Raw genomic sequence first — 16,904 nt, 5'->3', positions numbered from 1 at the left:
TCGGTGGGAGGGACCGTGTTCGACTTCGTGCTGGCTGGTCCGCGGCAAGCCGTGCGCCTGGCGCGGCGGCTGCTCGGCGCCGCGCTGGACGCCGCCGAGTCGGTGCCGCGGATCGCGTCCGCGGTCGAGGACGTCCGCGCCACGCTCAAGCATGTCGAACGGCTGGCGAGCTACGTGGCCCACGAAGTCCCGGAACTGGTGTACCAGCTGGAACTGATCCGGGCCCGGGTCGACGAGCTCGACAAGAAGGCCGAACCGGCGGTCAGTCCAGGGTCGCCACGAACCGGCTGACCGCCTCCATGGTGAACCGCTGCACGTACTTCCCGGACGGCGCCGCCGAAGCCAGCCGGTAGAGCGGGCGGTCGGCCACCGCGTCCCCGCGCGCCTCGGCCTTCAGCTCGGCGACCAGCAGCTCGGAGAAGACGAGCCCGTTGGCCTCGGTGTTGTTCATCAGCGCGTTGGCGAGCCTGCGCAGTTGCAGCACACCGAGTTCGCGCCCGCCCGCGCCGGAGAACAGCGCCAGATCGACCTTGGCGACCTTGCGGCGCTGCCCCGCGTTGACGAGCAGGCTCACCGTCCTGGTGCCGCGGACGTCGCTGATCACCAGGTCGAGCCGCTCCGCGGTGACCAGGTCGACCCGCCGGATCCCCCATGTCCGCACGAGCAGGACGGTGCCCTCCAGCCAGACGCGCCGGCGGAGGTTGTACGCCAGCAGGTACAGCAGCGGGAGCGCGATCACCCCGGCGACGACGAGCCCGGCGACCTGACCGCCGATGAGCCCCGCGATGCCGCCGAACGCGGCGGCGAAGATCACCACCCCGGCGACGCCCGAGCAGCCGCGCCGGCGCCGGGACCGCGTTTCCTCGTGGAAGAGCGGAAGCCGTTCCGGCGCGGCGGGTTCCCCGTTCGCTTCGCTCATGCCCTGCTCATCTCGGTCAGGAACGGATTGGCGGCACGCTCCTGCCCGATCGTCGTCGCCGGGCCGTGGCCGGGCAGCACCACGGTGTCCTCGGGCAGGGGCAACAGCAAGGTGCGCAACGATTTCTCCAGTTCGGCGCCGGCTCCGTCGGTACGCCCGATCGAGCCGGCGAACAGCGTGTCCCCGGTCAGCACGAGCCTGCCGCCCTCCTCCGTGGCGAGCCCGAGCACCACCGACCCGGCCGTGTGCCCCGGCGCGTGGCCGACCGTGACGTCCAGTCCGGCGAGGGTGTGCGTGCCCGCCTCCAGCGGCTCGCTCGCGACGTCGAACGCGGCCGCGTCGGCCGGGTGCAGCAGCAGGGGGATCCCGTGGGCGGCCGAGAGTTCCGCGGCCGAGCCGACGTGGTCGGGGTGGCCGTGGGTGGCGAGCATCGCCACCGGGGTGAGCCGGTGCTCGGCCAGCGCCTCCGCCACCGGTTCGGTGGCCTCCTGGCCTGGGTCGACGAGCACGCAGTCGCCACCGGCGGCACCTGCGAGCAGATAGCAGTTCGCCTGCAGCGGGCCGGACCCGAACCCGACTACGAGCACGAAACGCCTCCTGCTTCCGGCGGCATCCTGGCGACGCCGCTCACGATCGTGATGAGACTAGCCGCCCCTGTACATGGGCCTCACAGGCTGTGCCCATACACTGCCGCTACCCCACCGAGGCGGCTTCGCGCCGTCGAGGCGGCGGGTGACCCAGACGTGTGACACCGAGCGGAAACCTGGAGGGCCTCCGGTGGCGACCAACCAGCAGCGCCGCGAAGCTGCGAAGCGCAAACTCGAGCGTCAGCTCGTACGCCGTGCGGAGCGGGCGAAGCGCCGGAAGATCGTGGGCGTTGGTGTGGTCGGCGGTGTCGTCCTCATCGTGGCCGGTGCCGTGGTGTGGATCGTGAACAGCAGCGGGAGCAGCAACGACGCGGCGAACCCGCCGTCCAGCTCGGCCGCGCCCACGCCGCCCATCCAGATCCCGACCCAGCGCGCGCCGATGCCGAAGCGGCCGACGCCGCTGGCGAACCCGGTCAGCTGTGACTACAAGGCGGACGCCAAGGGCAAGACGCCGAAGAAGGCCGAGGTGCCGGACGGCAAGAACGTGCCCTCGACCGGCACGGTCAACGTGACGCTGAAGAGCACGGCGGGCGACATCCCGGTCACGCTCGACCGCGACCTCGCCCCCTGCACGGTCAACAGCTTCCTCAGCCTCGCCAAGCAGAACTTCTACACCGACACGATGTGCCACCGGCTCGGCACGAGCGGCCTGCAGATGCTGCAGTGCGGCGACCCCGGCGCCAAGGGCGACCCGCAGACCGACGGCCAGGGCGGCCCTGGCTACACGATCCAGGACGAGAACTTCCCGCAGCTGACCTACGGCCGCGGCATTCTCGCGATGGCCAAGACGCGCGAACCGAACTCCGGCGGCAGCCAGTTCTTCATGGTGTACGGCGATGCGCAGCTGCAGCCCGACTACACCGTGTTCGGCAGCATCTCCGACGAGGGCCTCAAGGTGCTCGACAAGGTCGCTCGCGCCGGGATCACGCCGGAGTCGCAGGCCAGCAGCCCGGACGGCACCGGCCTCCCCGCGATGCAGGTGAAGTTCACCGGCGTCAGCGTCGCCAACTGATCTCAGCCCTCCAGTCCGTGAAGGACTCCTTCCCGGCGCCCAGTGCCGGTAAGGGGTCCTTCACGGATTTCGCCCATCCGATCGGCGGCTCCGGCGCGTCCGGATGTCCCAACTTCGCCGTTTTCTCGAACCGTCTCGAAGCCTTCGCCGTGTAGGGGGCAATCCGAACACGCAGAGGAACGCGGGAGAGACGAGCGATGGATTTTCGCCGCGCAGACCGGACTTCCGTCCGGCGGGCAGGTGGACGCGGATGCTGACGACACTGGGCGCGGGAGCGGGCGGTGTCGTGCTGGGCGCACTCGGGATGATCGGCTGGCTTCGATTCCGGCGCGGCAGCACCGCGCCTGCCACCGCAGCGGCTCCGCCTCCGCCCGAGCCGCCCACCCAGCCCCTCCCGGTCGCGCGGATCTTCACGTTCGCCCCGGACGGGGACCGGGAAGGCTGACCCCGCACACACGCTGAGCGACGATCCTGCGACCGTCCGGAAACTCAAGACTGGTTTTCGGTCCCGCACCGGGCAATAGTCGTGTGATGACCTCGGATCCGTTCGGAACGCTGAGCAAGGCACTCTGGATCGGTGGCGCGCAGTGGGCGGGCAAATCGACGGTGGCCCGGCTGCTTGCGGCGCGGTACGGCCTCACCGCGTATCACTACGACTACCACGACGCTCGCGGTCACCTCGATCGCCGTGTCGCGCACCGGGTCCGGCGCCAGGAGACGGCCGCCGACCCGGACCCGGAGGCCGTCTGGGTGAACACCACTCCCGAACGCATGACCCACGAAACCCTCGCCGGGTTCCCGCAGCGTTTCGAGTGGGCGCTGGACGACCTCCGCGCGCTCGACTCGGAACGCCCCATCATCGCCGAGGGCTGGGGACTGCGGCCCGAACTCGTCGCCCCGCTGCTGGACTCCCCCGCCCGCATGGTCGTCCTGGTGCCGACCGAACTGTTCCGCCAGCACCAGATCCGTCAGCTGCCGCGGGCGGCGGCGCTCGCCACCCGGGTCAGCGATCCCCTGCGCGCGCAACGGAACCGCATCGCGCGCGACCGGCTCGTCGCCGCCGACGTCATCCGTTCGGCGCGCAAGCACGGCATCCGGGTGATCGAGGTCGACGGCCTCCTCGGCCCCGACGCCGTCACCGACGTCGTGGCCGGGCATTTCGCGCCCTACCTCAAGAACTGACCGCTCACCGGAACAGGAAGTGCGGGGGCCGCCGGTCCAGGAAGGCCGCGACCCCCTCCGCGTAGTCCTCGCCGTGCAGCGCGCCGAGCCGGATCTCGTCCACCTCGGCGTCATTTTCCTGTTGTCCCGCAACGATCTTCTCGATGATCCGGTTCATCCCGCGGATCGAGGCCTGCGAGCGCGAGCACAGCGTGTCGACGAACGCCAGCGTCGAGGCTTCGAGGCCGTCCGCCGGGAAGACGTCGTTGAGCAGTCCGATCTCCCGCGCGCGGGTGGCGTCGACGAGTTCCCCGGACAGCAGGAAGAACTTCGCGTGCGCGGGCCCGACGAGCGAAACCAGCTGACGGGTCGAGTCGAAGTGGTAGACGATCCCGAGCTTCGCCGGGGTGATGCCGAAGCGGGATCCCTCGGCAGCGAACCGGAAATCGCACGCCACGGAGACCTGGCAGCCGCCACCGATGCAGTTGCCCTGGATCATCGCGACCGACGGCTTCCGCATGTTCGTCAGCGCCGCGACCGCGCCCTCGACCGCCTTGTCGTACCGAGCCGCGCCCTCGGCCGTGGTCCGCAGCTCGCCGAACTCGCTGATGTCCGCGCCCGCCGAGAAGTGCTTGCCCGCACCCGCGATGACGAGCACCTTCAGCGCCGGATCCGCCTCGGCCTCGGCCACGATGTCCGGGATCGCCGACCACATGCCGTAGGTGATGGCGTTCATCTTCTCCGGCCGGGCGAACGTCAGCCGCGCGACATCGCCGTCCCGCGTGAACTCGAAACCGTCGGTCATGGATGCACCCTAACCGGATCGTCGCGGGGCATCACCGGCTGTGAGCAATGTCCCGTTCGGCGGCCGGGCCCACCGGCACCCGGTTCAGGAGTCCACTTAGGACGCCGACGTCACGCGGTAGACGTCGTACACGCCCTCGACACCGCGAACGACCTTGAGCACGTGGCCCAGATGCTTCGGATCGCCCATCTCGAACGAGAACCGGCTCACCGCGACCCTGTCCCGCGAAGTGGTGACCGAGGCCGACAGGATGTTGACCTTCTCGTCGGCCAGCACCTTGGTGATGTCCGACAGCAGCCGGTGCCGGTCCAGCGCCTCGACCTGGATCGCCACCAGGAACACCGAGGACGCCGACGGCGCCCATTCGACCTCGACCAGCCGCTCCGGCTGCGCGCGCAGGTCGTCGGCGTTGGTGCAGTCCGTCCGGTGCACGCTGACGCCACCGCCGCGCGTGACGAAGCCCAGGATCTCGTCACCCGGTACCGGGGTACAGCAGCGCGCGAGCTTGGTCCAGATGTCGCTGGCGCCCTTGACCACCACGCCGACATCGTTCGAGCCGCGGCGGCGGGTGACCGTGGACGGCGTCGCGCGCTCGGCGAGCTCCTCCTCGGCTTCGTCCACCCCGCCGATCAGCGCGACCAGCCGCTGCACGACGTGCTTCGCGCTGGTGTGGCCCTCCCCCACGGCCGCGTACAGCGAGCTGATGTCCGGATGCCGCAGTTCGGTGGCGACCGATCCCATCGACTCCGCGGAGACCAGCCGCTGGATCGGCAGCCCGACCTTGCGGACCTCCTTGGTGATGGCCTCCTTGCCCGCCTCGATCGCCTCGTCGCGGCGTTCCTTGGCGAACCACTGCCGGATCTTGGCCCGTGCCTTCGGCGAACCGGCGAACTGCAGCCAGTCCCGGCTGGGGCCGGCGTTCTCCGCCTTCGAGGTGAAGATCTCGACGACTTCGCCGTTTTCGAGCTTGCGCTCCAGCGCGACGAGCCTGCCGTTGACCCGGGCGCCGATGCAGCGGTGGCCGACCTCGGTGTGCACCGCGTAGGCGAAGTCGACCGGCGTCGAGTCGACCGGCAACGTGATGACGTCGCCCTTCGGCGTGAACACGAAGATCTCGCGCGCGGCCAGCTCGTACCGCAGCGATTCGAGGAAGTCGCCGGGGTCGGCGGCCTCCCGCTGCCAGTCGAGGAGCTGGCGCATCCACGCCATCTCGTCGACGTCCATCGCGTTGCCGCTGTGCGTGCCCTTGGTTTCCTTGTAGCGCCAGTGCGCGGCGATGCCGTACTCGGCGGTGCGGTGCATCTCGTAGGTGCGGATCTGCACTTCCAGGGGCTTGCCGTCCGGGCCGATCACGGTGGTGTGCAACGACTGGTAGACGCCGAACCGCGGCTGCGCGATGTAGTCCTTGAAGCGGCCGGGCACCGGCTGCCACAGCGCGTGCACGACGCCCATCGCGGCATAGCAGTCGCGGACGTCCTCGACGAGGATGCGCACGCCCACCAGGTCGTGGATGTCGTCGAGGTCGCGGCCGCGGACGATCATCTTCTGGTGGATCGAGTAGTAGTGCTTCGGACGGCCTTCGACCTTCGCCGTGATCCGGGCGTCGACGAGGTTCTGGGTGACTTCGGTGATCACCGAGCGCAGGTAGATGTCGCGCGACGGCGCCCTGTCGGCGACCAGCCGCACGATCTCGTCGTACTTCTTCGGCTGCAGGATCGCGAACGCGAGGTCCTCCAGCTCCCACTTCACCGTGGCCATGCCGAGCCGGTGGGCCAGCGGCGCCAGCACTTCCAGCGTCTCGCGGGCCTTGCGGGCCTGCTTCTCCGGCGGCAGGAACCGCATCGTGCGCATGTTGTGCAGCCGGTCGGCCAGCTTGATGACGAGTACGCGGGGGTCGCGCGCCATGGCGATGACCATCTTGCGGATGGTCTCGGCCTCGGCCGCGGTACCGAGCTTGACCTTGTCCAGTTTGGTGACGCCGTCGACCAGCTCGCCGACCTTCTCGCCGAAGTCGGCCTTCAGCGCCTCCAGCGAGTACCCGGTGTCCTCGACGGTGTCGTGCAGCAGGGCCGCCACCAGCGTCGTGGTGTCCATGCCCAGCTCGGCCAGGATCGTCGCGACGGCCAAGGGGTGGGTGATGTACGGGTCGCCCGACTTCCGCCGCTGATCGCGGTGCAGTTCCTCCGCGACGTCGTAGGCATGCTGCAGCTGCGCCAGATCGGCGTTCGGGTGCAGTTCGCGGTGGATGACGGCCAGCGGCTCGAGCACCTGCTTGACCGGCGCCGCCCGCTGCGCGGTGATCCGGCGCGCCAGCCGCGCGCGGACGCGCCGCGTCGCCGAGGGCGTGGGTGCCGCGCCGTTCTGCCGGGGCTGGCCCCCCTGCGCGCCGCGTGGCTCGGTGCCGTCCTTGGCGGACGCGGCCTTCCCCGGTGTCCCGGCGTCGAGCTCTTGGCTCACCCGCACCTCCTGCTGCTCGTGCGGCCTGGAAACACCAAGGGTAACCGCTTACGCCGAAAGACTTCGCACGACGCCCACCCAGGGGGTCACCGGCGCACCGAGATGTCTCCGGTCAGCAGACTTCGAGGGCGTGGACCGCGCGGCCGGACAGCACGTTCCGGCCACCCAGCGCGGCGAGTTCGACGACCACCGAGACGCCGTCGACGACCGCGCCCGCGTCCTCCAGCAGCTTGCAGGTCGCGGCGACCGTGCCCCCGGTGGCCAGTACGTCGTCCAGTACCGCTACGCGCTGGCCGGGACGCACGATCCCGGCCGGGAGCTCGACACTCGCGGTGCCGTACTCCAGCGCGTAGTCGACCCGGCCAGCGACGCTCGGCAGCTTGCCGGGCTTGCGGATCAGGGCCACGCCGAGGCCTCGGGCGTACCCGACGGCCGCGGCGAGCAGGAAGCCCCGTGCCTCGACACCGGCCAGCAGGTCGACCCCGGGATCGACCGTGGCGGCCAGCGCGTCAGCCACCGCCGCGAACGCCGGGGCGTCCGCGAAGAGCGGGCTCAGGTCCCGGAACAGCACGCCCGGCTCGGGAAAGTCCGGCACCTCGGCGATCCGGCCGAGTGCCTGGTCCAGCTCCATCCGTCGGGGCCCGCTCAGTGCTTCCGCTTGCCCGACGGCTTACCGGACGGCTTGCCCTTGCGCGGAGTCTGCTTCGGGTGACGTGCGGGGACGCTCGCCGCGGCCGCGTACGCCTTCTCCTTGCGCAGCTCGGCCTGGAGCGCGTCGTCGTCGTTCGGGTCGAAGTCGCCCTCTTCCGCCTGCTCGGCGGCCTTGCGCGCCTGGTTCTTGCGGCGCGCCTCGACGCGCGCGGCCTGCTGCCGGTACTTCGGGTCGCGCATCTTGAAGTCGACCAGCAGCGGGGTCGCCAGCGCGACCGAGGACAGCACACCGACGATGGTGCCGGTCAGCTGCACCAGCGCCAGGTCCTGGAGCGTTCCGGAACCGAGCAGGACGTAGCCGACGATGAGCAGGCCGAGGATCGGCAGCATCGCGATGACCGCGGTGTTGATCGACCTCATCAGCGTCTGGTTCAACGCCAGGTTGGCCGCCTCGCCGTAGGTGCGGCGCGTCAGCCCGAGCAGGCCGCGGGTGTTCTCCCGGACCTTGTCGAACACCACCACCGTGTCGTAGAGCGAGAACCCGAGGATCGTCAGCAGGCCGATCACGGTCGCGGGCGTGACCTCGAAGCCGACCAGCGAGTACACCCCGGCCGTCACCACGATGTCGTGCAGCAGCGAGATCAGCGCCGCCGTCGCCATCCGCAGGTCGAAGTAGACCGCCAGGAAGATCGTGACCGCGACGAGGAACACCGCGAGCGCGATCAGGGCCTTCTGCGAGATCTCCCCGCCCCACGACGCGCTCACCGCGCTGTCGCTGATGGCCTGCACGTCGGCCTTGCCGTTGCCGCCGATCGGGGCGAGTTCCTTCGCGATCGACTCCTTGACCTTGAACACCTGGGCGGCGTCCAGCGTCTCGGAGCGGATCTGGATGGTCGTCGCGTTGCCGGTGCCGACCTTCTGCGTCTCCACCGCCTTGTCCCCGAGCGCGTCGATGAAGGTCCGCTTCACCTGGTCCTCGGTGATCGCGCCGTGCGTGCCGTGCGCGGGCAGCTGGATCTGCGTCCCGCCCTCGAACTCGATGCCGAAGTTGAAGCCCCGGAACACCATCGACCCGATGCTGATCAGGACCAGCGCGACGAAGAAGACATACCAGCGCTTGCGGGCTCCGACGACGTCGAAGGCACCGGTGCCGACGTGGAGCCGGTGGAAGAGGCTCTCCTTCTTGGCAGGCGCGGGCTTGGCAGCCTCGGCGTCCGTGCCCAGCTCGTCAACGCCCACGTCAGGCCTCCTTCACGTGCGCGCGGCCGACGCGAGCCGGCTTGCGCTGCGAACCCACCTGCTGCACGGCCCCGAGGCCGAGATGCTTCGGGTTGGACAGGAACTTCGACTTCGACGTCGACACCATCGCGACCAGCGGATGCGTCACCAGGTAGACCACCACCAGGTCGAGCACCGTGGACATACCGAGGGTGAACGCGAAGCCCTTCACGTCGCCGACCGCGATGATGTACAGGATCGCCGCCGCCAGGAAGCTCACGCCGTCGGAGGCCAGGATCGTGCGCCGGGCCCGGACCCAGCCTCGTGGCACGGCGGAACGGAATGTTCTGCCTTCGCGGATCTCGTCCTTCAATCGTTCGAAGTAGATGACGAACGAGTCCGCCGTGATACCGATGGCGATGATCAGACCGGCGACGCCCGCGAGGTCGAGGGTGTAGCCGATCCAGCGGCCCAGCAGCACCAGCACCGCGTAGACCAGCAACCCGGACAGGCCGAGCGACAGGATCGTCAGGATGCCGAGCAGCCGGTAGTAGAACAGGCAGTAGATGAACACCACCAGCAGGCCGATGCCGCCCGCGATCAGACCGGCCTGCAGCGAGGCGAGGCCGAGCGTGGCCGACACGGTCGTCGCGTCCGATGAGGCGAACGACAGCGGCAGCGAGCCGTACTTGAGGATGTCCGACAGCTGCTTCGCCTCGGTCTGGGTGAACTTGCCGGTGATCTGGGTGTTGCCGTCGAGGATCGCGACCTGGATGGTCGGCGCCGACACGACGTTGGTGTCGAGCACGAACGCCGCCTGCTGGTTGGTGTTCTTCGAGGTGAAGTCGGCCCAGACCTTCGTGCCCGCGCTCTTGAAGCTCAGGTCCACCACCCACTGGCCGCGTTCGCGGTTGTAGTTCGAGGAGGCGTTCGAGATCTCGGTGCCGGGCAGGAACTCCGGCTCCAGCAGGTACTTGTTCGTGTCCTTGTCACCACAGGCGACCAGCGGCAGCTTCGGGTCGTCGTTGCCGATCAGCGGGTCCTTCGCGTTCGGCGTGCAGTTCAGCGCGGCGAACGCCTTCTCGGCGGCGGCCTTCTGCGCGGCCTGGGCGGCCGGATCGCTCGGGTTGGCCGGGGCCAGCGCCGGGTTCTGCCGGATCGCCTTGGCCTCCTGGATCTCCTTCGCGGCCTGCGCGTCGACCGAGCCGTCGGCCGGCTGCGACGCGGGGGCCTGCGAGGACGGCGGAGCGGGCGTGCCGCTCGGCTGCTGCGCGGGCGCGCCGGCAGCTCCGCCACCGCCGGGCTTGGTGCTCGGGGCGCCGCTCGAAGCGGGCGGCGGGGTCGCGTTCGAAGAGGGCGCGCCCGTCGCCGGGGGCTGGCCGGGCTGCTGGCCCGGCTGCTGCTGCGGCTGCGGCGCCACCGGCTGGGACGTGACGACCTTGCGGAAGCCCAGTTTCGCCGTCCTGCCCAGGTTCTTCGCCTCGTCGCCCTGCGAGCCGGGGACCGTGATGACAACGTTGTTGCCGTCGAGGAGCACCTCGGTCCCGCCGACGCCGATCCCGTTGACCCGGCTCTCGATGATCTGCCGAGCCTGGTTGAGGGACTCCTTCGTCGGCGTGCTGCCGTCCGGAGTGCGCGCGGTGAGCGTGACCCGGGTGCCGCCCTGCAGGTCGATGCCGAGCTTCGGCGTCGGCTTGCCGCCACCGGTGAAGAACACCAGGGCGTACAACACCACGACGATCAGGGCGAACAAGGCGAGATAGCGTCCCGGGCGGAGATGCCCGGCCGATGCTGGCACTGTGCTTCGGTCTCCTCGGACTGGGTGTTCCCCATCGGTTTTCGGTCAGGCGCGCTTGGCTGCGACCGTGGACGTGACCAGGACGACACGCACGCAGCACCGAGACCTTACTCGGTGCTGCGTGAGCCTGGCGTTGACCCACACACCGACTTTCGTCGGGATGTGAGCGGCCGGGGGAAGTTACTTCTTCCCGTGCTCCAGCGGGGGCGCGACCTGCGCGGTCGACGTCGCCTCGACGGGCTCGTCCTTGGCCTCCTCCTTGACCTCGGCCTTCACGTCCGCCTCGACAGGGGCGTCCGCGACCTCGGTCTCGGTGGTGTCGTCCTCGACGGTCGGCTGGACCTTCTCGCGCACCGCGAGCCGCAGCCAGGTGGTGACGACGCCGGGGGCGATCTCGATGTCGATCGTGGTGTCGCCGCTCGCGTCGGCCACGGTCCCGTACAGGCCCGAGGTGGTCATCACCCGGTCGCCGGGGCCCAGGCTGTCCTGGAGCTCCTTCTGCGCCGCGGCCTGCTTCTTCTGCTTGCGCGTGCCCATGATGAGTGGCACCGCCACGACAAGCATCAGCAGCAACGGCAGCAGTAACTGGTTCATGACTCTCCATTCGGCGGACGCCGCATGTTCGCCGATACGTCCGATTTGGCGGGATGTGCTCTTGTTCGAGTGTGCCAGGTGCCGGCGAGAACGCCAGCACCCACCGTCTGTAGGTACCCGGTTCGACGCCTCGTCAGTCCTGGTCGAACAGGGTCGGGCCCCCCTGTTCGGGCCGTCCGGGGTCAGCGGGCGGCACCAGGCCGAGGTGCTCCCACGCGGCCGGGGTAGCGACCCGGCCACGGGGCGTCCGGGCGAGCATACCGGCGCGCACGAGATAGGGCTCACACACCTCTTCCACGGTGGTCGCCTCCTCACCGACCGCGACCGCGAGCGTCGAAATCCCGACCGGCCCGCCGCCGAACGAACGCGTCAGCGCCGACAGCACGGCCCGGTCCAGCCGGTCCAGCCCCAGCTCGTCGACGTCGTAGACGGCGAGCGCCGCGCGTGCCACCTCACGGGTGGCCTCGCCGTCCGCTCGTACCTCAGCGTAATCGCGGACCCGGCGGAGCAGCCGGTTCGCGATGCGTGGCGTACCTCGCGAGCGGCGGGCGATCTCGGCACAGGCGTCCCGGTCGATGGGGATGTCCAGGATCGTCGCGGCCCGGCGCACCACCAGCTCCAGCTCGCTGTCGGAGTAGAACTCCATCTGCCCGGTGAAGCCGAAGCGGTCGCGCAGCGGCCCGGTGAGCGAGCCGGACCGGGTGGTCGCGCCGACCAGCGTGAACGGCGCGATCTCCAGCGGGATGCTGGTGGCGCCGGGTCCCTTGCCGACGACGACGTCGACGCGGAAGTCCTCCATCGCCAGGTACAGCATCTCCTCGGCGGGCCGGGCGATGCGGTGGATCTCGTCGATGAACAGCACGTCGCCGGGCGCGAGGTTGGACAGCATCGCGGCGAGGTCGCCCGCGCGTTCCAGCGCCGGGCCGGAGGTGATCCGGATGGCGGCGCCGAGTTCGGCCGCGACGATCATGGCCATGCTCGTCTTGCCGAGACCGGGCGGGCCGGACAGCAGCACGTGGTCCGGCGGGACACCGCGCCGCCGGGCGCTCTCCAGCACGAGTTCCAGCTGTTCGCGGACCCGCGGCTGGCCGACGAACTCCTCCAGCTTGCGTGGGCGCAGCGTGGTCTCGACGTCCCGCTCCCCCGTCTGCGGCAACGCGGACAGCGTCTCGTCGTCCGGCTCGTACTCCGTCACGGCGTCGTATTCCACGGGCCCCTACCGCTTGCGCCCGAGCATGGCCAGCGCCGAGCGCAGCACCGTGGACGTCGTGTGCCCGTCGCCGTCGGCGAGCACCTTGTCCACCGCCTGCTCGGCCTGTTTCGCCGGGAAACCGAGACCTGCCAACGCTTCCACGACCTCGGACCGTACCGCGCTCGGCGCGACCGACGGCGCGTCCTCGGCGCCACCGAGCGCGGTGACCTTGTCCCGCAGTTCCAGGCTCAGCCGCTCGGCGCCCTTGCGGCCGATCCCGGGCACCTGGGTCAGCACGGTGATGTTGCCTTCCACGAGCGCGGCGCGCAGCTTGTCCGGTTCGAGCACCGCGAGGGTGGCCAGCGCGAGCCGGGGCCCGATCCCGGACACCGTCTGCAGCAACCAGAACAGGTCACGCGCGTCGGTGTCGGCGAACCCGAACAACGTCAACGAGTCCTCGCGGACCACGAGCGCGGTGTGCAGCCGGGTCTCCTCGCCACGCCGCAGCGTCGCGAGGGTGGACGGGGTCGCTTGCACGGCGAAGCCGACACCGCCGACCTCGACCACCACATGGTCCAGACCGACGGAAAGCACTTCACCGCGTACCGAGGAGATCATCGCGCCGCTCCTGTGTTCTTCTTCGGGCCCGTCTGCCTGGCCTTGGCCGCCGCGGCCAGCCGCGCCTTGTGGATCCGGGCGATCTCGGCGGCGCGGGCCTCGGCCTCGGCGAGCCGCTGCCGCATCGGCTCGCGCCACAGGTGGCAGATCGCCAGCGCGAGCGCGTCCGCCGCGTCCGCCGGGCTCGGTTTGACCTCGAGGTTGAGCAGGCGCATCACCATACCGGTGACCTGCGCCTTGTCCGCGCGGCCCGACCCGGTGACCGCGGCCTTGACCTCACTCGGCGTGTGGAACACGACCGGCAAGCCCCGCCTCGCGGCCGCGAGCGCGACCACCCCGCCTGCCTGCGCGGTGCCCATCGCCGTGCGCACGTTGTGCTGGGCGAAGACGCGCTCGACCGCGACCGCGGCCGGTTTGTACTTGTCCAGCCAGCGTTCCACCTCGTCGGAGATCCCGAGCAGCCGCCGGGACAGCTCGGCATCGGCGGGTGTGCGCACCACGTCGACGGCGACGCAGCGGACAGCGCGGCCCTTGCCGCCGTCGACCACTCCGAGACCACATCTGGTCAGACCGGGGTCGACCCCGAGCACGCGCACGCGTCTCCTCCTCGACGAACATCAGTTCGAGGTGAAGGCTACCGTCCGCTTCCGCCCGCGCCCCGCAGGACATGCCGAGCGGAGACGCGCGGCCGGATCAGGGGCCGTCGACGCCGGGGCGCCAGCTCTCCGGCGCGCCGCTCTCGGTCAGCACCGGCTGCCATTCGGCGAAGCCCTCCGGAGCGTCGGCGTGCCAGGGGAAATGCCCGTCCGGGGTCGCGACGATCAGCTGCAGCGCCGGGAAGTCGCCGTCGGGATAGACGAGGAACGCGCTGCCGAAGTACTCCATGTAGTACCCCTTGGCGACGCGCTCGAACACCACCGGGACGCCTTCGAAGAAATCCTCGTACGTCTTGCCGACCTCGAAGATCTCCCCGGCGGCCGCACGGTCCACATAGGCGTCGAGCAGCACGGGCGCCATCTGCTCCGGCAGGCCGACCACGACCGCCTCCGGAACGTTGTGCAGCGCCCACGCGCACGCGGTGAAGCAGTAGCCGGAACCCTTGTCGTCACTGGGAACCGCGATGACCGCGTTGCCTCTCTCCTTCGCCTGGGACTCGATCCACGTGATCAGTTCCTGTTCTGCGGAGGAGAGGGCTGGAGTCGTCACGGCGGACATTGTGCCGTACGGCGGCGTCCTCGGACAGTGCACACGCCCGGAAAATCTCCGGATGTGTCAAGGATTCCGGCTACGCAACGAAAACCCGTCAGCCGACTTCGGCGAGAACCTCGTCCGAAACATCGAAGTTGGCGTAGACGTTCTGGACGTCGTCGCAGTCTTCGAGCGCGTCGATCAGCTTGAAGACCTTCTTCGCGCCGTCGGCGTCCAGCGGCACGCTGACCGAAGGCAGGAAGGTCGGGTCCGCCGACTCGTAGTCGAATCCGGCCTCCTGCAGTGCCTTGCGCACCGCGAAGAGGTCGGTGGCCTCGGAGACGATCTCGAAATTCTCGTCGAGGTCGTTGACCTCCTCGGCACCGGCGTCGAGCACCGCCATCAGGACGTCGTCCTCGGTGGCCTCGCCCTTGGGCATGATCACCACGCCCTTGCGGTTGAACATGTAGGACACCGAGCCGGGGTCGGCGAGCGAACCGTTGTTGCGGGTGAGCGCGGTGCGCACCTCCATCGCAGCCCGGTTCTTGTTGTCGGTGAGGCATTCGATCAGGACCGCCACGCCGTTCGGGCCGTAGCCCTCGTAGGTGATGGTCTGCCAGTCGGCGCCACCGGCCTCTTCACCGGCGCCGCGCTTGCGCGCGCGCTCGATGTTGTCCTGCGGGACGGAGTTCTTCTTCGCCTTCTGGATGGCGTCGTAGAGCGTGGGGTTGCCATCCGGGTCGCCACCACCGGTGCCGGTCCGCGCGGCCACCTCGATGTTCTTGATCAACCGCGCGAAAAGCTTGCCACGCTTCGCGTCGAGGTTGGCCTTCTTGTGCTTCGTGGTGGCCCACTTGGAGTGGCCGCTCATCTCTCCTCCATCCGTTCCGTGCCCGGCACTGGGCACGCGTACGCGTCAGACGTGCTGTCGCACGAGGTCCACGAACAGCCGGTGCACCCGCTCGTCCCCGGTGATCTCCGGATGGAACGCGGTCGCCAGCACCGCCCCCTGCCGGACCGCGACGATCCTAGCGACCGAGCCCGTTTCCCCGGGGACCTCGGCCAGCACGTCGACACCGTCACCCGCTTTTTCCACCCACGGGGCGCGGATGAACACCGCGTGCACCGGCGGTCCCTCGATGCCGGCGAAGTCGAGATCGGCCTCGAACGAGTCGACCTGCCTGCCGAACGCGTTGCGCCGCACGACGACGTCGAGACCGCCGAGCTGCTGCTGGTCGGGACGCCCGTCCAGCGCCTGGCGCGCGAGCAGGATCATCCCCGCGCACGAACCGAACGCGGGCATCCCGGCGCCGATCCGTTCCCGCAGCGGCTCGAGCAGTTCGAAGCTCTCCAGCAGCCGCGACATCGTGGTCGACTCGCCGCCGGGGAGCACCAGACCGTCCACTTCGGACAATTCGGCGGGACGACGGACCGCCGTGGCCCGTGCACCGGCGTGTTCCAGCATCGCCATGTGCTCCCGCACATCGCCCTGCAACGCGAGGACGCCGATGACCGGCGCCGCTCCGGACGTGATCGCCACCCGACCTCCCGAAAAGACCTTCCCTCCAGCTTAGGCCGCCCCCGGACCGGCGCGAACAGCAGGTCAGGGCACCCCGGCCAGCCGCAGCAGCGCCGCGGTGGCCGCGGCCGCGACGACCACGGCGACGAACGGCGCCTTTCGCCAGGCGAGCACTCCCCCGACCAGTACCCCGGCGGGCCGGGCGAACCCGGCGAAGCCGTGCCCCGCCACGAGCGCGCTGGTCGCCACGAGCGCGGCCAGCAGCACGACGGCCGCCAGCGTCATCAGCCGCTCGGCCTTCGGCGACAGTTTCACCTTGCTCCGCAGCACCGGCCCGGCGAAGCGGAAGGCGAACGTCCCCGCGGCGAGGATTCCGGTCGCGACCAGCAGCTCCACGCCGTCCATCAGCGCACCTCCTCCAGTTCCCGTGTCCGCTCGCCCGGTTCCTTGGCGGCGATCCCGGCCAGCACGCCGACCAGGGCGAGCAGCACCGGGAGCCCGGCGGGCAGGAACGGCGTCGTCGCCAGTGCCACCACGACGCCGACGAGCACCGGGAGCCGCGCCGCGCGGTCCTTGAGCGACGGCAGGACCAGCGCGAGCAGGACCGCGGGGAACGCGGCGTCCAGCCCGAACACGTCGGTGTCGCTGATCGCCGTTCCGGCGAACGCCCCGGCCAGCACCCCCAGGTTCCAGCAGACGAACAGCCCGATCCCGCAGGCCCAGTAGGCCGCCCGCCTGCGCTGCGCGTCCTTCTGGGCGAGCGCGAAGGCCACCGACTCGTCGATCATGAGGTGACTGCCCGCGATCCGGGCCGCCCACCGCTTGCCGAGCACGTCCCCGACGGCGAATCCGAACGGCACGTGCCGCGCGTTGACCAGCAGCCCGGCGACGACCGCCGCGAGGGGGTTGCCGCCGGAGGCCACGATCCCGACGAACATGAACTGGGAGGCGCCGGCGAAGACCAGCAGGGACAGCAGCATCGGCGCCCAGAGCGGGAAGCCGGAGCTCACCGTGATGGCACCGTAGGAGACCCCCACGAGACAATCGGCCAGACAGACCAGCCCGACGTCCCGTGCGAGGCCCCGATCGAGTGTTCGCCAAATCGAACGCATAGTGCCATATACT

General features: G+C 70.1%; 20 protein-coding genes. 4 read left to right on the top strand and 16 right to left on the bottom strand.

Features of this window, described 5'->3' with window-relative positions:
- The first annotated feature begins 3 nt into the window (after window positions 1-3).
- On the top strand, window positions 4-291 hold the full coding sequence (locus tag ACFW0G_RS00605) for a hypothetical protein (RefSeq protein WP_378322456.1): 288 nt from the start codon (window positions 4-6) through the stop codon (window positions 289-291).
- Here the strand turns inward: ACFW0G_RS00605 and ACFW0G_RS00600 are convergent.
- Entirely contained in the window at window positions 263-919 is a 657-nt protein-coding gene (locus ACFW0G_RS00600) for a hypothetical protein (RefSeq protein WP_378322455.1), read from the bottom strand. The genes ACFW0G_RS00605 and ACFW0G_RS00600 overlap by 29 nt on opposite strands.
- Window positions 916-1,506 carry an MBL fold metallo-hydrolase gene (locus ACFW0G_RS00595; RefSeq protein WP_378322454.1) on the bottom strand — a complete coding sequence of 197 codons (591 nt, stop codon included), beginning with the start codon at window positions 1,504-1,506 and terminating at the stop codon, window positions 916-918. Before ACFW0G_RS00595 ends, ACFW0G_RS00600 begins: the two co-directional genes overlap by 4 nt.
- A gap of 190 nt (window positions 1,507-1,696) precedes the next feature.
- Between ACFW0G_RS00595 and ACFW0G_RS00590 the strand changes: the two genes are divergently transcribed.
- The 3 genes from ACFW0G_RS00590 to ACFW0G_RS00580 all read left to right on the top strand — a co-directional run bounded on the left by ACFW0G_RS00590 (window position 1,697) and on the right by ACFW0G_RS00580 (window position 3,760).
- A complete protein-coding gene (locus ACFW0G_RS00590) occupies window positions 1,697-2,578 on the top strand; it encodes a peptidylprolyl isomerase (protein ID WP_378322453.1) in 882 nt (293 codons plus the stop codon).
- Between the two features lie 250 nt (window positions 2,579-2,828).
- Entirely contained in the window at window positions 2,829-3,023 is a 195-nt protein-coding gene (locus ACFW0G_RS00585; RefSeq protein WP_378322452.1) for a hypothetical protein, read from the top strand.
- 86 nt (window positions 3,024-3,109) lie between these two features.
- On the top strand, window positions 3,110-3,760 hold the full coding sequence (locus ACFW0G_RS00580) for a hypothetical protein (RefSeq protein ID WP_378322451.1): 651 nt from the start codon (window positions 3,110-3,112) through the stop codon (window positions 3,758-3,760).
- 4 nt (window positions 3,761-3,764) lie between these two features.
- Here ACFW0G_RS00580 and ACFW0G_RS00575 read toward each other — a convergent pair whose 3' ends face one another.
- From ACFW0G_RS00575 to ACFW0G_RS00510, 14 genes are all read right to left on the bottom strand, one after another.
- Window positions 3,765-4,544, bottom strand: coding sequence for an enoyl-CoA hydratase-related protein (locus tag ACFW0G_RS00575; protein WP_378322450.1), 780 nt, complete (start codon window positions 4,542-4,544; stop codon window positions 3,765-3,767).
- A gap of 96 nt (window positions 4,545-4,640) precedes the next feature.
- Entirely contained in the window at window positions 4,641-7,001 is a 2,361-nt protein-coding gene (locus ACFW0G_RS00570; RefSeq protein ID WP_378322449.1) for a RelA/SpoT family protein, read from the bottom strand.
- 112 nt (window positions 7,002-7,113) lie between these two features.
- Complete coding sequence (locus ACFW0G_RS00565) at window positions 7,114-7,632, bottom strand: adenine phosphoribosyltransferase (protein ID WP_378322448.1); 519 nt, start codon at window positions 7,630-7,632, stop codon at window positions 7,114-7,116.
- Window positions 7,633-7,646: 14 nt separating this feature from the next.
- Window positions 7,647-8,891 (bottom strand): protein translocase subunit SecF, encoded by a 1,245-nt coding sequence (gene secF / locus ACFW0G_RS00560; protein ID WP_378322447.1) that lies wholly within the window; start codon window positions 8,889-8,891, stop codon window positions 7,647-7,649.
- 1 nt (window position 8,892) lies between these two features.
- Entirely contained in the window at window positions 8,893-10,668 is a 1,776-nt protein-coding gene (gene secD / locus ACFW0G_RS00555) for a protein translocase subunit SecD (RefSeq protein ID WP_378322446.1), read from the bottom strand.
- A gap of 180 nt (window positions 10,669-10,848) precedes the next feature.
- Window positions 10,849-11,262 carry a preprotein translocase subunit YajC gene (gene yajC / locus ACFW0G_RS00550; RefSeq protein ID WP_378322445.1) on the bottom strand — a complete coding sequence of 138 codons (414 nt, stop codon included), beginning with the start codon at window positions 11,260-11,262 and terminating at the stop codon, window positions 10,849-10,851.
- A gap of 133 nt (window positions 11,263-11,395) precedes the next feature.
- Window positions 11,396-12,472 carry a Holliday junction branch migration DNA helicase RuvB gene (gene ruvB / locus ACFW0G_RS00545; protein ID WP_378322444.1) on the bottom strand — a complete coding sequence of 359 codons (1,077 nt, stop codon included), beginning with the start codon at window positions 12,470-12,472 and terminating at the stop codon, window positions 11,396-11,398.
- A gap of 6 nt (window positions 12,473-12,478) precedes the next feature.
- Window positions 12,479-13,072, bottom strand: coding sequence for a Holliday junction branch migration protein RuvA (gene ruvA, locus ACFW0G_RS00540; protein WP_378322442.1), 594 nt, complete (start codon window positions 13,070-13,072; stop codon window positions 12,479-12,481).
- A complete protein-coding gene (gene ruvC / locus ACFW0G_RS00535) occupies window positions 13,069-13,668 on the bottom strand; it encodes a crossover junction endodeoxyribonuclease RuvC (RefSeq protein ID WP_378322441.1) in 600 nt (199 codons plus the stop codon). Before ruvC ends, ruvA begins: the two co-directional genes overlap by 4 nt.
- Before the next feature lie 97 nt (window positions 13,669-13,765).
- A complete protein-coding gene (locus ACFW0G_RS00530) occupies window positions 13,766-14,287 on the bottom strand; it encodes a DUF4262 domain-containing protein (protein ID WP_378322439.1) in 522 nt (173 codons plus the stop codon).
- Window positions 14,288-14,375: 88 nt separating this feature from the next.
- Window positions 14,376-15,131: a YebC/PmpR family DNA-binding transcriptional regulator gene (locus ACFW0G_RS00525; protein ID WP_378322438.1), complete on the bottom strand. Its 756-nt coding sequence runs from the start codon at window positions 15,129-15,131 to the stop codon at window positions 14,376-14,378.
- Between the two features lie 45 nt (window positions 15,132-15,176).
- The gene (gene pdxT / locus ACFW0G_RS00520; RefSeq protein ID WP_378322437.1) at window positions 15,177-15,800 is read right to left on the bottom strand and encodes a pyridoxal 5'-phosphate synthase glutaminase subunit PdxT; all 624 of its coding nucleotides are present in this window, start codon (window positions 15,798-15,800) and stop codon (window positions 15,177-15,179) included.
- Between the two features lie 63 nt (window positions 15,801-15,863).
- Window positions 15,864-16,184: an AzlD domain-containing protein gene (locus tag ACFW0G_RS00515; RefSeq protein ID WP_378322436.1), complete on the bottom strand. Its 321-nt coding sequence runs from the start codon at window positions 16,182-16,184 to the stop codon at window positions 15,864-15,866.
- Window positions 16,184-16,891 (bottom strand): AzlC family ABC transporter permease, encoded by a 708-nt coding sequence (locus ACFW0G_RS00510; RefSeq protein WP_378322435.1) that lies wholly within the window; start codon window positions 16,889-16,891, stop codon window positions 16,184-16,186. The genes ACFW0G_RS00515 and ACFW0G_RS00510 overlap by 1 nt, the downstream gene beginning before the upstream one ends.
- Window positions 16,892-16,904 lie beyond the last annotated feature (13 nt).

The sequence above is a fragment of the Amycolatopsis sp. NPDC058986 genome (assembly GCF_042741125.1).
GTDB lineage: Bacteria > Actinomycetota > Actinomycetes > Mycobacteriales > Pseudonocardiaceae > Amycolatopsis.
The sequence above is the reverse complement of the archived record's forward strand: the minus strand, read 5'-3'. Positions and strand labels throughout refer to the sequence as shown.

Bases quoted from the DNA above. Each gene is read 5' to 3' on its own strand.
- ACFW0G_RS00600 (WP_378322455.1), bottom strand. From the start codon at position 919: ATGAGCGAAGCGAACGGGGAACCCGCCGCGCCGGAACGGCTTCCGCTC.
- ACFW0G_RS00585 (WP_378322452.1), top strand. From the start codon at position 2,829: ATGCTGACGACACTGGGCGCGGGAGCGGGCGGTGTCGTGCTGGGCGCA.
- ACFW0G_RS00580 (WP_378322451.1), top strand. From the start codon at position 3,110: ATGACCTCGGATCCGTTCGGAACGCTGAGCAAGGCACTCTGGATCGGT.
- ACFW0G_RS00575 (WP_378322450.1), bottom strand. From the start codon at position 4,544: ATGACCGACGGTTTCGAGTTCACGCGGGACGGCGATGTCGCGCGGCTG.
- ACFW0G_RS00565 (WP_378322448.1), bottom strand. From the start codon at position 7,632: ATGGAGCTGGACCAGGCACTCGGCCGGATCGCCGAGGTGCCGGACTTT.
- yajC (WP_378322445.1), bottom strand. From the start codon at position 11,262: ATGAACCAGTTACTGCTGCCGTTGCTGCTGATGCTTGTCGTGGCGGTG.
- ruvA (WP_378322442.1), bottom strand. From the start codon at position 13,072: ATGATCTCCTCGGTACGCGGTGAAGTGCTTTCCGTCGGTCTGGACCAT.
- ACFW0G_RS00530 (WP_378322439.1), bottom strand. From the start codon at position 14,287: ATGTCCGCCGTGACGACTCCAGCCCTCTCCTCCGCAGAACAGGAACTG.
- ACFW0G_RS00525 (WP_378322438.1), bottom strand. From the start codon at position 15,131: ATGAGCGGCCACTCCAAGTGGGCCACCACGAAGCACAAGAAGGCCAAC.
- ACFW0G_RS00515 (WP_378322436.1), bottom strand. From the start codon at position 16,184: ATGGACGGCGTGGAGCTGCTGGTCGCGACCGGAATCCTCGCCGCGGGG.
- ACFW0G_RS00510 (WP_378322435.1), bottom strand. From the start codon at position 16,891: ATGCGTTCGATTTGGCGAACACTCGATCGGGGCCTCGCACGGGACGTC.